This window comes from Agromyces tropicus, assembly GCF_039531345.1.
Classification (GTDB): domain Bacteria; phylum Actinomycetota; class Actinomycetes; order Actinomycetales; family Microbacteriaceae; genus Agromyces; species Agromyces tropicus.
In genome coordinates this window covers 765,796-779,441 of sequence record NZ_BAAAPW010000001.1, presented here as the reverse complement: position 1 = coordinate 779,441, position 13,646 = coordinate 765,796, and the positions used below count along the sequence as shown (strand labels likewise).

Below are 13,646 nucleotides of genomic sequence, written 5' to 3'. Positions count from 1 at the left end.
AGGAGGGATCCACCATGACCGCAGTCTCCCGCGTCGCGATCGTCGGCTCCGGAGTGGCCGGCAGTGCCGCCGCCATCCTGCTCGCCGAAGGGGGCGTCGACGTCGACGTCTTCGAGGTCAAGCCCGACCTGTCCGCCCTCGGCTCCGGCATCACGTTGCAGGGCAATGCGTTGCGCGTGTTCGACCGTCTCGGCGTGTGGGACGAGGTGAAGCAGGCCGGCTACTCGTTCGACCAGACCGGCCTCCGTGCTCCGGGCCCGGACGCGCCGGTGATCGCCCAGATCCCCGATGCGCGGACGGGCGGCCCGGAGTACCCCGCGGTCGCCGGCATGTACCGCCCCGACCTCGCCCGGATCCTCGCCGACCGCGCAACCGCGCTCGGCGCCCGCATCCACTACGGGAGGACCGTCACGGCCTTCACCCAGGACGACGACGGCGTCGACGTCACCCTGTCCGACGGGTCCACCGGCCGGTACGACCTGCTCATCGGCGCCGACGGACTGCAGTCCGACATCCGCCGCCAGCTCGGCATCGAGGTCGCCCCCGAGCGCACCGGCATGGGCATCTGGCGGGCGTTCGTGCCGCGCCCCAAGGACGTCACTCAGACCGACCTCTACTACGGCGGCCCCGTCTACATCGCGGGCTACTGCCCGACGAGCGAGGACATGATGTACGCCTACCTCGTCGAGCCCGCGCAGGACCGGCACCTGCTCTCGCCGGAGCAGGGACTCGAAGTCATGAAGGAGCTGTCGCAGGCGTACGGCGGGCCCTGGAACGAGATCCGCGAGTCGCTCGACGACGCGTCACGCGTGAACTACACGTGGTTCACCCAGCACGTCGTGCCCGACGCCTGGAACCGGGGTCGGGTCGTCATCATCGGCGAGGCCGCGCACAGCTGCCCGCCCACCATCGCGCAGGGCGCGGCCCAGGCCGGCGAGGACGCCCTCGTGCTCGCCGAGCTGCTGCTCGCGCGCGACGCCGTCGACCAGTCGCTCTGGGACGAGTTCCACGCGCGGCGGCTGCCGCGCGCCACCGAGGTCGTCGAGGCCTCGGTGCAGCTCGGCCAGTGGCAGATCGACCACGTGCAGGACGCCGACGTGCCGGGTCTCATGCGGCGCGTCGCGATGCTCGTGAGCGCGCCCGCATGAGCGGGTCGCCCTCGCCCGTCGTCGACGTGCACGCCCACCTGCTGCTCCCAGCGCTGCAGCGGGCAGTCGGCGAACGCGATCCCGAGGGGTTCGCCTCCGCGCAGGCGCTGGAGGCGCGCCGGAACGGGCCCGAGAGCCTCGCGGCATCCGGGCGCATGATCGGCGAGCGGATGGCGCTCCTCACCTCGCTCGACGCGCGCCTCGCCGAGATGGACCGGCAGGGAGTGGACGTGCAGGTCGTCTCGCCGTCGCCGTCGCACTACTACCCGTGGGCGGGGGAGGACCTCGCCGTGTGGGCCGCCCGCGAGGCGAACCGCGCGATCGCCGAGCACGTCGCCGGTGCTCCCGACCGACTCGTCGGGCTCGGGCTCGTGCCGCTGCAGCATCCGCACCTGATCGTCGCGGCGCTCGAGGATGCCGTCCTCGAGCACGGCCTCGCCGGCTTCGAGTTGTCGTCGTTCGCCGGCGACGTGGAGCTCTCCGATGAGCGGCTCGAGCCGTTCTGGTCGCGCGCCGTCGAGCTCGACGCGATCGTGTTCCTGCACCCGTTCGGCTGCAGCCTCGACGAACGGCTCGACCGGTTCTACCTCTCCAACACGGTCGGCCAGCCGGTCGAGAACGCGGTCGCGCTTTCGCACCTGATCTTCTCGGGCGTGCTCGACCGGCATCCGGGGTTGAAGCTCGTCGCCGCCCATGGCGGGGGCTACCTGCCGACCTTCCTCGGGCGCTCCGACCATGCATGGCAGGTTCGCCCCGAGGCCCACGGATGCCGCGACCTGCCGTCGTCGTACCTGCGGCGCCTGCGCTTCGACTCGCTCGTGCACACGCCGGATGCGCTGCGCGCTCTCGTGGCGGCCGCGGGCGCCGATCGGGTGCTCGTCGGCACCGACTACCCGTTCGACATGGGCGTCGACGACCCGGTCGAGCGGGTGCGCGAGGCCGGGCTCGACGAGGCGGCGGCGCGCGCCGTCCTCTCGGACAACGCGGTCGGGTTGTTCGGCGCGCGGCTGCCCGACCGAGGCGCACACCCGGTCTCGGCCGGGGGAGTCGAATGAGGATCGCGCGCTGGACGCACGCCGGCGCGGTCGGTGAAGGGTTCGTGATCGGCGATGGCGTCGTGCCGTTCCCGCGCGGGCTCTCGGTCGCGGACGTGCTCGCCGCAGGGCTCGCCGATCTTCCCATGCTCGCTGCCGAGCTGGAGGGCGACGCCGCGGCGTCCGCCGTGCCCCTCGCCGACGTCGAGCTGCTCGCTCCGGTCGTGCCTGCGAGCGTGCGAGACTTCGTCGCCTTCGAGGAGCACGTCGAGGGCGTGACCGCCTCGGTCGACGGCGCGAGCCACGTCGCCGACGAGTGGTACACCTACCCGACCTTCTACTTCACGAACCCGCACTCGATCGTGGCGACCGGCGACGTGGTGCGCCCGCCCGCGACCGGGCGGCTCGACTTCGAGCTCGAGGTTGGCGCGGTGATCGGCGGGGTCGCCGGTTCGGACGGGCGCGACCTCACCCCCGCCGAGGCCGTCGGCCACATCTTCGGCTACACGATCTTCAACGACTGGTCGGCGCGCGACATCCAGGGTCGTGAGATGAAGGTGCGTCTGGGGCCGGCCAAAGGCAAGGACTTCGCCACGACGCTCGGCCCCTGGATCACCACCGCCGACGAGTTCGCCGACCTGGTCGACGACGAGGGCTTCCTCCCCGTCGCCATGCGGGTCTTCGTCAACGGCGAACGCATCGGACACGACCTGCTGTCGAACATGGGCTGGCCGTTCGGCGACCTCGTGGCGTACGCGTCGCGCGATTCGCGGGTCGTGCCGGGCGACGTGCTCGGATCGGGGACGGCGGGCAACGGCGGATGCCTCGCAGAGCTCTGGGGCCGCGCGGGCGAGCTGACCCCTCCGCCACTCGCGGAGGGCGACGAGGTCGTGATGCATGTCGAGCGGATCGGCGAGATCCGGAACGTCGTCGGCCGTGCACGAGAGGTGCCGGACATCCCCGCCGCGCGGCGCCGTCCGCGCACGCGGTCGCGGAGCTGATCCGCCCGCGTCAGGCCTCGACGTCGAGGCCCGTCGAGGCCTCGAGGAACAGCCCGCGCAACCACTCGTGCTCCGGGTCACGACGATGCACCGGATGCCACCACATCGCGTTGTGGATGGCTGTTGCATCGAACGGCGGCTCGAAGACTCGGACCCCGGCCGCGTCACGCGCGTAGTCGGCGAGGCTGGCCTGGATGAGGGCGAGCCGGTCGGTGCCCGCGACGAACATCGGCAGGAGCAGGAAGCTCTCGACGACCGCTTCGACCCGCGGCTCGATGCCGAGCTGCTGGATCTGCCGGGTGGCCGAGGTGAACGCCGAGCGCGACTGATAGGTGAACACCCAGGGGAGCCGGGCCACGTCGTCGAGCGTGATCTCGTCGCCGATCGTGGGGTGATCGGCCGAGGCCAGCACCACCCATCGGTCGGTCCAGAGGTCGGTGAACGGCAGGTCCGTGAGGAAGCCGTGCGGCATGAGCAGGGCGTCGGCGCTACGTAACCGGTTGACCGCGTCCTCGACGATCTGCGGGTTGTGCATCATGAAGCGGAACCGCACACCGGGGGCCCGCTCGGCCGCGAGGGCGGCCACGCGCCGGCCCGTGGTGGCGACGCTGTAATCGGAGCCGTAGATGGCGAACTCGCGGGTCGACTGGCTCGGGTCCCACTCGGCCGAGCTCTCGAAGACGCGGCGGGCGGCGTCGAGGGCCGCGGCGGTGTGCTCGGTCAGCCGCGAGGCGAGCGGAGTGAGCTCGTAGGTGTTGCCGCTGCGCGCCAGGATCGGGTCGTTGAAGTGCGTCCGGAGGCGCGCCAGGGACGCACTCAGCGCGGGCTGGCTGAGGTGGAGGCGTTCGGCGGCGCGGGTGACGCTGCGCTCGGTGAGCAGGGCGTCGAGCGACACGAGCAGGTTGAGGTCGAGTCGCGAGAGCGGAGCATGGGAATCGGACACGTCGTTGTGTTCCTTCACTGGGTCGGGTGCGCCCAGTCTATCAACGTGATCGATGCCGAACGCTAGCTTATTGCGCTCCGTGATGCGCTCGCCCGGTGCCGGCGGCAACGAGCCCACCCTCGACGAGCGCCTCGCGCGCGAGGGCGAGGTGGCGTCGCGTCATGTCGGACGCGTCGGCTTCCTCCAGCCATTCGTGGCCGCCCCACTCGCTGGTGAGCGTGCCGGCGAAGCGTGTCCCTGCGAGCACGGTGCCCAGGTCGCGGATCGGTGCCGACACGCGAGCGCCGGCATCGTCGAGATCCCAGAACTTCAGGTGGAACGCGCCGACGAGCGGCAGGATGTCGCGGAGCTCGACCGCCTCGGAGCGGCCGAACCGCACCAGCAGGTTCATGTACATCGCGTGGATCGACGCGGGCACGGCGCCTGAGCGGAGATGCTCGACGACGGCGTCACCCGTCGACGGGTCCTGCCAGTCGTACTCGAGGCGCGCGAGCAGCGCGCGGGGGATGCCGGCGCGCTCGAGGCGATCGAGGTAGCTCGGCGGGAGGGCGGGCATGAGCATGCTGATGTCGACGAGCAGGCGGAGGCCGGGGTCGTCCAGGTCTGCGATGGTCTGAATCGCCGGCGCGGTGGCCGGTGACGCGGGCGACTGCTGCCCCTGGATCTCCTCGTAGAGCACGAGGTCGAGATCGGCGAGGAGCGGCAGGAGCTGCTCGAGCAGTCCCCGGCCGGCCTGCCCGACCGGCAGTCGCACCCCGGACGCGCCGACGCGGTGCGCGGCCTGCAGCTGGGGACGGAGGAACTCCAGTCGCTCGGCATCGGATCGACGATGCGTCGGGTCGATCCAGTCGTCGAGGCTGGCGCCGACGATGCTCACGCGACCGCGCGCGGCGTCGAGGCGCCCCCGGAGTTCGTCGACCTCGCGGTCGAGCGGGGTCGGGAACGAGCGCCAGAGCTGGCCCGGTTCGAGTTCGATGGTCGAGGCGATCCCGTCCTCGACGATGCCGACCGCGATGTCCGTCGCCGTGCGTTCGGCCCGGATGACGTCGGGCGTCCAGTTGAAGGCGCTGGCGGCCAGCGTGCAGCCGGCCGGGAGTTCGGGGTTCACGAGTGTCTCCGGGGATCAGGCGACGTCGCGAGCGACGGACGGGGCGGCCGACTCGAGGTCGAGCACGAGCCTGCGCTCTGCGACGAACGGGAGGGTGAGCGGTCGGTCCGGTCCGGCCTGCAGGTACGGGATCATCAGCGTGAACGCGACGGAGACGTCGTGGCCACCGGGTTCCAGCATCCGATCGACGTGGCTCACGAGGCGATCCTGGACGAACCACCACCCGAGTTCGTCGGCGAGTGCCGATGGGTCGACGAGTCGACCGCCGAGCTCCAGTCGGATCGTCTCGACCGGCCGGCCGTCGATCGTCACCTCGAGGCCGCGGAGGCTCGCGAGCGGCAGTGACCGGATCCAGGGCAGGCCGAGTCGGACCGTCGCGCCCGTGGGAGTCGAGGCGAGGGCACCCTCACGGAGCGCGGTGAGCGTCATCCGTCGTCTCCCTCCGCCGCGGCGAGTCCGCCGAGGACGCGGTGGGCCTTCGATTCGGACATGGCGCTCCTTCGGGTCTCATGTTGAGACAGAAAGATACGCGCTTATGTCGAAAAAAGAAAGAAGTGATCAGGATGCCGCGGGCATGACGTCTCGGATGGTGGGACGCCCCTCCGCGAACCATCGGGGGAAGGTCGTCTCGAACAGCTGCTCGCGGACCATCTCGGCGCCGCCGCGGAGCGGCTCCCGCTCATCGCCGAGCGAGCGCACGATCGCGAGGTCGCGGGTCGCGAGCGGAAGCGACAGCTCGTACACGCGCTGTCGGACCTCTGCGAGGAACACCTCGCCCGCCGACGACACGGCGCCGCCGACCACGATCACGGCCGGGTTGAACATGTTGACGAGGGCGGCGATGGACTCGCCCACGAGCCGGGCGGATCGCTGGATCAGCGAGATCGCGAGGGCGTCGCCGTTCATCGCGGCGATCGCGATGGCCTGCGGCGTGATCGCCTCACCGTCGGCGGCATCCCGCGCGAGGGCTCCGCCCGCGCCGTCCGCAAGGGCTCGCTCGGCGTCGCGCACGAGCGCCCATCCGCCCGCCTCGGCCTCGAGGCAGCCGACCTTGCCGCACCGGCACTGCGAGTCCGACCCGAGCACGCGAACGTGCCCGACGTCGCCGGCCGCGCCGTTGGCGCCCCGATGGATGCGTCCGTGCGAGAGGAGTCCGGCGCCGATCCCGGTGCCGACCTTGAAGAAGATCAGGTCGAGCCGTTCGTCCTGTCGGCGCGATCGCTCGCTGAAGGCGAGGAGGTTGACGTCGTTGTCGACCCAGGTCGGAGCGTCGAATCGCTCCTCGAAGCGTCGACGCATGTCGAAGCCGTTCCATCCGGGCATGATGGGCGGAGCGACGGGCCGACCGCTGTCGAAGTCGACGGGCCCGGGGATGCCGACGGCGACGCCCCAGACCGGCACGTCCTCATGGTGCGCGAGGATCTCGTCGGCGAGCTCGAGTGCACGGTCGATCGTCTCTGCGGGACCTCGTGCGATGTCCCACCCGATGTGCCGATCGTCGACGATGTCGCCGTCGAGCGAGGCGATGCCGACCCTGATGTGCAGCGCGCCGAAGGCGCACACGATGATCCGACCCTGCTCGGACCGGAACCGGAGCGTGCGCGGTGCGCGGCCGCCGGACGAAGGGCCGTACTCGCCGTCGGCGAGGAATCCCATGTCGATCGCCTGGTCGACGCGCTGCGTGACGACGCCGCGCCCGAGCCCGGTGACCCGCCCGATCTCGGGTCGGGTTGCGGCCTCGCCCGTGCGCACCAGGTTCACGATGCGCAGGAGGCTCGTGACCTCGTCGGTCTGGGCGCCGAAGCGGAGTGTGGACTCGCGTGACATGCACAGATTCTGACACAACGGCGGGCGACATCGGGCTATTTCGCAGCCAATTAGACAGAAGTTGCGCCAACTTTTGTATAGTTGCTGCGAAAGTGCTCGAGTGGCAGGTGGAGTGGCGATGGTGTGGGGTGTCGGCGTGATCGGCGCAGGTCCGGGCGCGTCCGCGTTGCACCTGCCGACGCTCGACCGCTTGGCCGAGCGGTTCTCGGTCGTGCACGTCAGCGACTCGGGCTCCGGCCGGGCGGCCTCACTCGCGTCACGCATCGGTGCGGCGGCGTCCGTGGGAACCTCGGCCCTGCTCGCCGACCCTGCGGTGGAGGTCGTGGCGATCTGCAGCCCACCGGACCAGCACGCCGCGCAGGTCCGCGCGGCGGTTGGGGCGGGTGTGCGAGCCATCCTGTGCGAGAAGCCGCTCGCGACGACGGCATCGGATGCCGCCGAGATCGTCGAGACCTGCATGGACGCGGGGATCCCGCTCGTGGTCGCGACCAACCACCTCTACGACCCGGCGTGGGCACGGGCCAAGCGTCATCTCGTCTCCCGGCAGTCGAGCATCCGGGCGGTCTCGGCCTCCGTCGCGCTTCCGCCGAACGGGCGCTTCCACGCCGCCGTCACCGAGCTCCTCGACGCCGGCGGAACGCGTCGAGGCGGCGCCCCTGATCTCGCGGATCCCGACGTGGCGGCCTCGGTCGTCCGGCAGCTCGTGCTCGGACTCGCGATCCACGACCTCCCCGCGATCCGCGATCTGGCGCCCGAGTTCGAACGCGTAGATTTCGCCGCGCCCCTGCCGCCGATCGGGTACGCCGTCGGCTTCCGCTCCGGCGGCATCTCGATCCTGCTGACGGCCGTCATGCTGCCGGACGGCCCGGATCCGCTCTGGCGGCTGACCGTCGACACCGACGACGACCGGCTCGACGTCGAGTTCCCGCCGGCGTTCGTGCACGCGGGGAGTGCCGACATCCGCGTCCGACTCGGGGAGGGGCGCACGACCACCTACCGCCGCGATCGTGCGGACGGCTACCTCGCCGAGTGGCTCGCCCTGGCCGACCTACTCGACGGCGCGGCCACGACCGAATACCACGAGCTCCTCGACGACGCGCTGTTCGCGATCGCGCTCGCCGACGCGGCCGCCGAGGCGGTCCGGTCAGGAGCATCGACGTGACGGCCCGCATCCCGGTCGTCGCGACGACTCCGGCTCATCGCGTGGCGGTCGCCGGCCTGCCCGAGCGTGCAGTGCCGAGCGGCCGCGCGGCTGGTGCGATCGTGATGGTCGACGGCGCCGGCGCGTGGTGGGACGTCGCGGGGGAGGCGATCCGGGACGGCGCGCGGGCGGTCCTGGTCACCGAACCCGACTCCACCCCTCCCGCTCCGATCGCGCGGCTCAGGACAGGGACCGGCACGCCGGTGCTCGTCCATCGCGGACGATTGCGTCGAGATCTCGTCGACGACGCGCTCAGTGCTCGCGGCGGGACCGCACCTCGCGTGACGGTCGCCGAATGTCGCGCCGACCGACAGCGACAGCCCGCCGTCGTCCGGGACGCGATCGGATGGGTGCGCGAACTGGTCGGCTCACCGGTGGGGATTGCCGCCACCGAGGGTGGTCCGAGCTCACGACGGGCGGTCACGGCGCTGCTGAGCACGGACGGCCGTGTCACCGGAACGCTGTCGGCGATCCGGACGCCGGGCGCCGACGACCTGCTGCGGGTGCGAGGGCTGGGCGAGACGACCACGGAGATCGAGCTCGACGGGACGCTCGATCGGATCGAACTTTCGACCGCCAGCGTCGGAGGACGGCTCGTCGCACCGACGCGGTTCGAATCCGGTGAGCGCGTGGCCCTCCGTCGTGCGCTCGACGCGATCGCGGAGGGCTCGTCGACGTCGGATCTGGCGGACCTTCTGCACGATTCGGAGGCCGCGGCGGAGGTGCTCAGCAGTCGTGACTCGATCATCTTTAGTTGATTTTCGACTAAAGACCGCCTAGAATCGACATGACGTTGGGATCCTGCGGATCCGATCCTCTCCGTGACGTCGCGGGCGAGGGCACACCCGGTCACGTCGACGGCCCGATCGTTCGGGCATTCCACGTATGTCGCTCTCGCCGCTCCGACTCCGGCTCCTGGTCGCCTCCCTCCTCACCGTCGCCTTCCTCGGCGCCCTCGACCACACGATCGTCGCGACCTCGCTCGCGACCGTCGCGGGCGAGCTCGGCGCCCTCGAGCACATGAGCTGGGTGGTCGTGGGCTACACGCTCGCGAGCACCGTCCTGCTGCCCGTCCTCGGCAAGCTCGGCGACCTCGTCGGGCCGCGCCTGGTGTTCCTGACCTCCGTGGTCGTCTTCCTGGTGGCATCCCTCGCCTGCGGGTTCGCGCAGGACATGACCCAGCTCGTGATCGCCCGCATCGCGCAGGGCATGAGCTCTGCCGGCATCCAGCTGATGTCGCAGACGATCATCGCCCACGTCACGACGCCTCGTCAGCGGCCGCGCTACATGAGCATCATCGGCGCGGCGTTCCCGATCGCGATCCTCGTCGGGCCAGTCCTCGGCGGCCTGATCACCGACTACCTCGGATGGTCGTGGGTCTTCTGGATCAACCTGCCGTTCGGCGTGGTCGCGCTCGCGCTCGCCGTGTTCGCGATCCCGCACGTGGAGACGACGCCGCGTCGCTTCGACCTCGCCGGCGCCATCGCGTTCACGCTCGCACTCGTCGCCCTCGTGCTCGGGGTGACCTGGGTCGGCGATCCCGGGTCGGCGCTGGCCGCGGTCGTGGCCTTCGCATTCGGCGGCATCGCCCTCGCCGCGTTCTTCCTGATCGAGGTTCGTGCGTCCGAGCCCATCGTCCCCCTCGGTTTCTTCGCGAACCGCACCGTCGCCGCCGGCATCGCGCTGTCGGCGATCATCGGCATCGGCCTGTTCTCGGTGACGGGCTACCTGCCCACCTACTTCCAGATGGCGTACCGCACGAGCGCCACAGTGTCGGGCTTCGTCCCCATCGCGACGGTGTTCGGCATGCTCGTGTCGAACCTCGGCACCGGATGGCTCGCGAGCCGCACCGGCCGCTACCGCGGGTACACGATCTTCGGCACGAGCCTCGCCGCGGCCGGACTGTTCGCGATGGCGCTGCTGCCGGTCGGTACGCCGCTGTGGGTGCCGATGGCCGTCATGTTCCTGGTCGGCATCGGCACCGGGTCGTTCATGAGCCTGGTCATCGCCGTCGTCCAAGGCGCCGTGCCGCGCAACGAGACCGGCACCATCACCGCGACCACGAACCTCGTCCGCCAGATGGGGTCGACGCTCGGCACCGCCGTGATCGGCGGGGTGATCGGCGCAGGCGTCGCCGCGAGGTTGCCCTCGACGCTCGACGCCTCGTCGCTGACCCCGGAGGTCGTCCACGGCGCCGCACCCGTCATCCAGGGCGAGATCGCGCAGATCTACGGCGACGTCTTCGTCCCCGTGTTCGCCGCGCTCGCGATCACCTATGCGGTCGGGGTCGTCGCGGCGGTCCTGCTTCCTCCCGGCCGGCTCTCCGACGAGCCGGTGACCTCCACCACCGAACCCGCCGCCGAACCCGCCACCGCGTGAGACTCGAAGAGGAGACGCACATGTCGCACCACCCCACCATCGCCGTCGTCGGCAGCGGACCGATCGGCTCCGCCTACGCGCGACTCCTGCTCAAGGGGCTGCCCGATGCACGCGTGATCATGTTCGAGGCGGGCCCGCAGCTGACCGCCCGCCCCGGTGAGAGCGTCCGCAACATCGCCGACCCCGACGAGAAGGCGCGCGCCCGCGAGATGTCGCAGGGCCCGCAGGCCGGCGACCACCGCGAGTCGCTGGGCATCCCGGCAGCCACGGTCGTCGAGGGCATGTTCACGGCCCGCCAGGGCACGCACCTGTTCGACTTCGGCGGCGACGGCTCGGCCCACGCGCCCAGCTTCCCGGCCGCGGCCGGTGCCACGAACGTCGGCGGGCAGGGCGCGCACTGGACCTGCGCCATCCCGCGTCCGGCGTTCAGCGAGAAGGTCGACTTCATCGCCGACGACGAGTGGGAGGATCTCATCCGGACGGCCGAGGGGCTGCTGCACGCGCAGAGCGCGGCATTCGCGGACTCGGCCGTCGGACGCGGCATCCGCTCGCTGCTCTCCGAGGAATTCGGCGCCGAACTGCCGGAGGGTTACGGCCCCGGCACGTTGCCCGTCGCGGGCGACCCGCAACCTGACGGAACCATGCGCTGGGCCGGCGCCGACGCCGTGCTCGGCCCACTGATCGAGCCCGGCGACCCGCTCGCCGAGCGGTTCGAGCTGCGCGACCTCTCGCTCGTGCGTCGCATCGAGCGGGACGGCGAGCGGGTCACCGGCGTCACGGTCGAGGACCTGCGCACCAGGGAAACCGCGTTCGTGCCCGCCGACCTCGTGGTGGTCGCCGCCGATGCGTTCCGCTCCCCGCAGTTGCTCTGGGCGTCGGGCATCCGCCCGACGGCGCTCGGCCACTACCTCACCGAGCACCCCGTCGTGATCTCGACCGTCGCACTCGACGGCGAGCAGATGGCGCGCTACGCGACCGAGGACGAACTCGACGCCGAGCTCGCGCGCCGCGCGACCAACGCCGCCGACCCCGTCGCGGCCGTGAACCGGATCCCCTTCTCAGAGCCCGACCACCCGTATTCCCTCCAGGTCATGTACTCCGAGACCACGCCGTTCCCCATGGACCCGGAGCATCCGCTCGCGACGAACCGCTGGGGGTACGTCAACATGGGCTACGGCATGCGCAAGTTCCCGCGCTACGAGGACGCCGTGACCTTCGACGACGCGGAGCTCGACTACCGCGGCTTCCCGAACATGACGATCGAGTACGAGCTCACCGACCGCGAGCACGCTGAGATCGACGCCGCCACCGACCGGCTGCGACGAGCCGGCGAGGCGCTCGGCACGTTCGTCGCCGAGCCGCGACTCATGCCCAACGGCTCGAGCCTGCACTACCAGGGCACCATGCGCATGGGGCCGGCCGACGACGGCACGTCGGTGGCCGACCCCTGGTCGCGCGTGTGGGGCGTCGACGGCCTCGTCGTCGGCGGCAACGCCCTGATCCCGACCGCGACGGCCATGAACCCGACGCTCATGAGCGTCGCGATCGCCGTTCGCGGAGCACGGAAGGCCGTCGAGGGGCTGTCGGCCCGCACCGCGGCATCCGTCACCGCCTGACCACCCGAACCCGACCGCACGAAGGAGAGCGAGCGACGATGCTGCTCGAGCGAGACCTCATCCAGTCCACCGGCTTCCGGAACGTCCGCGAGGGCGATCGGGTCACCGGCTTCCAGTTCCGCGTGCGGATGCCGTCGTACCGCGGAATGGCGGCGTCCCTCATCGACGGCATCGCGGTGCGCGTCGGCGACCTCGTCGACGTCGGGCCGGACGTGCCGCGCTGGACCTTCGGCGCGCGCACCTACACGCTCGCCGAGCTCTGGGACGTCGACGGCGTGCGCTGGCCGCTCGAGGAGGCCGCCGTCGTCACCGTGCCGTTCGACGGCGGGCTCCCGCAGGGCACGCACGAGGTCTCGATCGAGCTGCGGCTCCGGATGTCGTACATCCCGGAGGAGCACCAGCCGAGCACCTACCGCGTCACCCGGCACATCACGCTCTCGCCGGACGGCGACGACGGGCCCTTCCGGTACGGCGTCTCGCTGTACAGCTACATGACCGACTACGGCACCGTGCTCGACCTCGAGACCGCGCTCGCCCATGTCGCCGACGTCGGCGCGACCGGCGTCGAGATCCTCGGCGAGGGCCACATCGAGCGGTACCCGGAGCCGACGACCGAGTGGATCGACCGCTGGTTCGCGTTGCTCGACCGGTACGGCCTCGAGCCGACCAACTACGGCTCGTGGATCGACACCCGCCTGCACTCCAGCGGGCCGAACGCGCGCCGGCTCACCGCCGAGGAGGGCGCCGGCATGCTGCAGCGCGACCTGCGGCTCGCGAAGCGCCTCGGCTTCCGGTTCGTCCGGCCGAAGATCGGCGTCGTCTCGAGCGACCTCGTGCCCGACCCCATCTGGACCGAATCGGTCGAGCGCTCGCTCGACCTCGCCGCCGAACTCGACGTCGTCATCTGCCCCGAGATCCACTCGCCGACGCCGATCAAGCACCCCGTCGTCGACGACTACATCGACCTCATCGAGCGCACCGGCACGAAGCATTTCGGCCTGCTGCTGGACACGGGCATCTTCCAGGACCGACCCATCCCGCTGCGGCCCGGCGAGCTGCCCGGGCAGCGCCCGGCCTTCCTCGACGGCATCGGCGTCGACCCCGCCGACATCGCCGACATCGCGAAGTACGTCGTCTTCATCCAGGCGAAGTTCCACGACATCGACGAGCACCAGGAGGACCAGCAGATCCCGTGGGAGCCCGTGCTCCGCGCGCTCAAGGACGCCGGCTACGCGGGCTACCTCTCGAGCGAGTACGAGGGGGAGCGCGAGCCGTGGCGCGCCATCGAACAGGTGCGCCGCCAGCACTCGCTCATCCGCCGGATCGCCGCCGGGCTCTGAGCCGCGGCATCCGCTCGACCGTCATTCACGACCACCCAGGACAGGACAG

The 13,646-nt window shown here is 71.2% G+C and carries 12 protein-coding genes; 8 read left to right on the top strand and 4 right to left on the bottom strand.

Translation table 11 applies throughout. The annotated features are described in order from the left end of the window. Positions 1–14 precede the first annotated feature (14 nt). Genes ABD230_RS03550 through ABD230_RS03540 form a run of 3 tightly spaced genes read left to right on the top strand, consistent with a single transcriptional unit; the run spans position 15 to position 3,183 of the window. Positions 15–1,148, top strand: coding sequence for an FAD-dependent monooxygenase (locus ABD230_RS03550; protein ID WP_344369498.1), 1,134 nt, complete (start codon positions 15–17; stop codon positions 1,146–1,148). Further along, a complete protein-coding gene (locus ABD230_RS03545; RefSeq protein WP_344369497.1) occupies positions 1,145–2,203 on the top strand; it encodes an amidohydrolase family protein in 1,059 nt (352 codons plus the stop codon). Before ABD230_RS03550 ends, ABD230_RS03545 begins: the two co-directional genes overlap by 4 nt. Further along, a complete protein-coding gene (locus ABD230_RS03540) occupies positions 2,200–3,183 on the top strand; it encodes a fumarylacetoacetate hydrolase family protein (RefSeq protein WP_344369496.1) in 984 nt (327 codons plus the stop codon). Before ABD230_RS03545 ends, ABD230_RS03540 begins: the two co-directional genes overlap by 4 nt. Before the next feature lie 10 nt (positions 3,184–3,193). Here ABD230_RS03540 and ABD230_RS03535 read toward each other — a convergent pair whose 3' ends face one another. The 4 genes from ABD230_RS03535 to ABD230_RS03520 all read right to left on the bottom strand — a co-directional run bounded on the left by ABD230_RS03535 (position 3,194) and on the right by ABD230_RS03520 (position 7,061). After that, on the bottom strand, positions 3,194–4,126 hold the full coding sequence (locus ABD230_RS03535; protein WP_344369494.1) for a LysR family transcriptional regulator: 933 nt from the start codon (positions 4,124–4,126) through the stop codon (positions 3,194–3,196). A 67-nt stretch (positions 4,127–4,193) separates the two neighbouring features. Next, positions 4,194–5,234 carry a restriction endonuclease subunit R gene (locus ABD230_RS03530; protein ID WP_344369492.1) on the bottom strand — a complete coding sequence of 347 codons (1,041 nt, stop codon included), beginning with the start codon at positions 5,232–5,234 and terminating at the stop codon, positions 4,194–4,196. Positions 5,235–5,249: 15 nt separating this feature from the next. Beyond that, positions 5,250–5,663, bottom strand: coding sequence for a hypothetical protein (locus ABD230_RS03525; RefSeq protein ID WP_344369490.1), 414 nt, complete (start codon positions 5,661–5,663; stop codon positions 5,250–5,252). A 129-nt stretch (positions 5,664–5,792) separates the two neighbouring features. Next, positions 5,793–7,061: an ROK family protein gene (locus tag ABD230_RS03520; RefSeq protein ID WP_344369488.1), complete on the bottom strand. Its 1,269-nt coding sequence runs from the start codon at positions 7,059–7,061 to the stop codon at positions 5,793–5,795. Positions 7,062–7,161: 100 nt separating this feature from the next. Here ABD230_RS03520 and ABD230_RS03515 point away from each other — a divergent pair, with 100 nt between their 5' ends. From ABD230_RS03515 to ABD230_RS03495, 5 genes are all read left to right on the top strand, one after another. After that, positions 7,162–8,223 carry a Gfo/Idh/MocA family protein gene (locus ABD230_RS03515; RefSeq protein ID WP_344369487.1) on the top strand — a complete coding sequence of 354 codons (1,062 nt, stop codon included), beginning with the start codon at positions 7,162–7,164 and terminating at the stop codon, positions 8,221–8,223. Further along, positions 8,220–9,020: a hypothetical protein gene (locus tag ABD230_RS03510; protein ID WP_344369486.1), complete on the top strand. Its 801-nt coding sequence runs from the start codon at positions 8,220–8,222 to the stop codon at positions 9,018–9,020. The genes ABD230_RS03515 and ABD230_RS03510 overlap by 4 nt, the downstream gene beginning before the upstream one ends. A 127-nt stretch (positions 9,021–9,147) precedes the next feature. Further along, on the top strand, positions 9,148–10,641 hold the full coding sequence (locus ABD230_RS03505) for an MDR family MFS transporter (RefSeq protein ID WP_344369484.1): 1,494 nt from the start codon (positions 9,148–9,150) through the stop codon (positions 10,639–10,641). A 20-nt stretch (positions 10,642–10,661) separates the two neighbouring features. Then, positions 10,662–12,257 (top strand): GMC oxidoreductase, encoded by a 1,596-nt coding sequence (locus tag ABD230_RS03500; protein WP_344369483.1) that lies wholly within the window; start codon positions 10,662–10,664, stop codon positions 12,255–12,257. A 38-nt stretch (positions 12,258–12,295) separates the two neighbouring features. Further along, entirely contained in the window at positions 12,296–13,597 is a 1,302-nt protein-coding gene (locus ABD230_RS03495; RefSeq protein ID WP_344369482.1) for a C-glycoside deglycosidase beta subunit domain-containing protein, read from the top strand. The last annotated feature ends 49 nt before the right edge of the window (positions 13,598–13,646 follow it).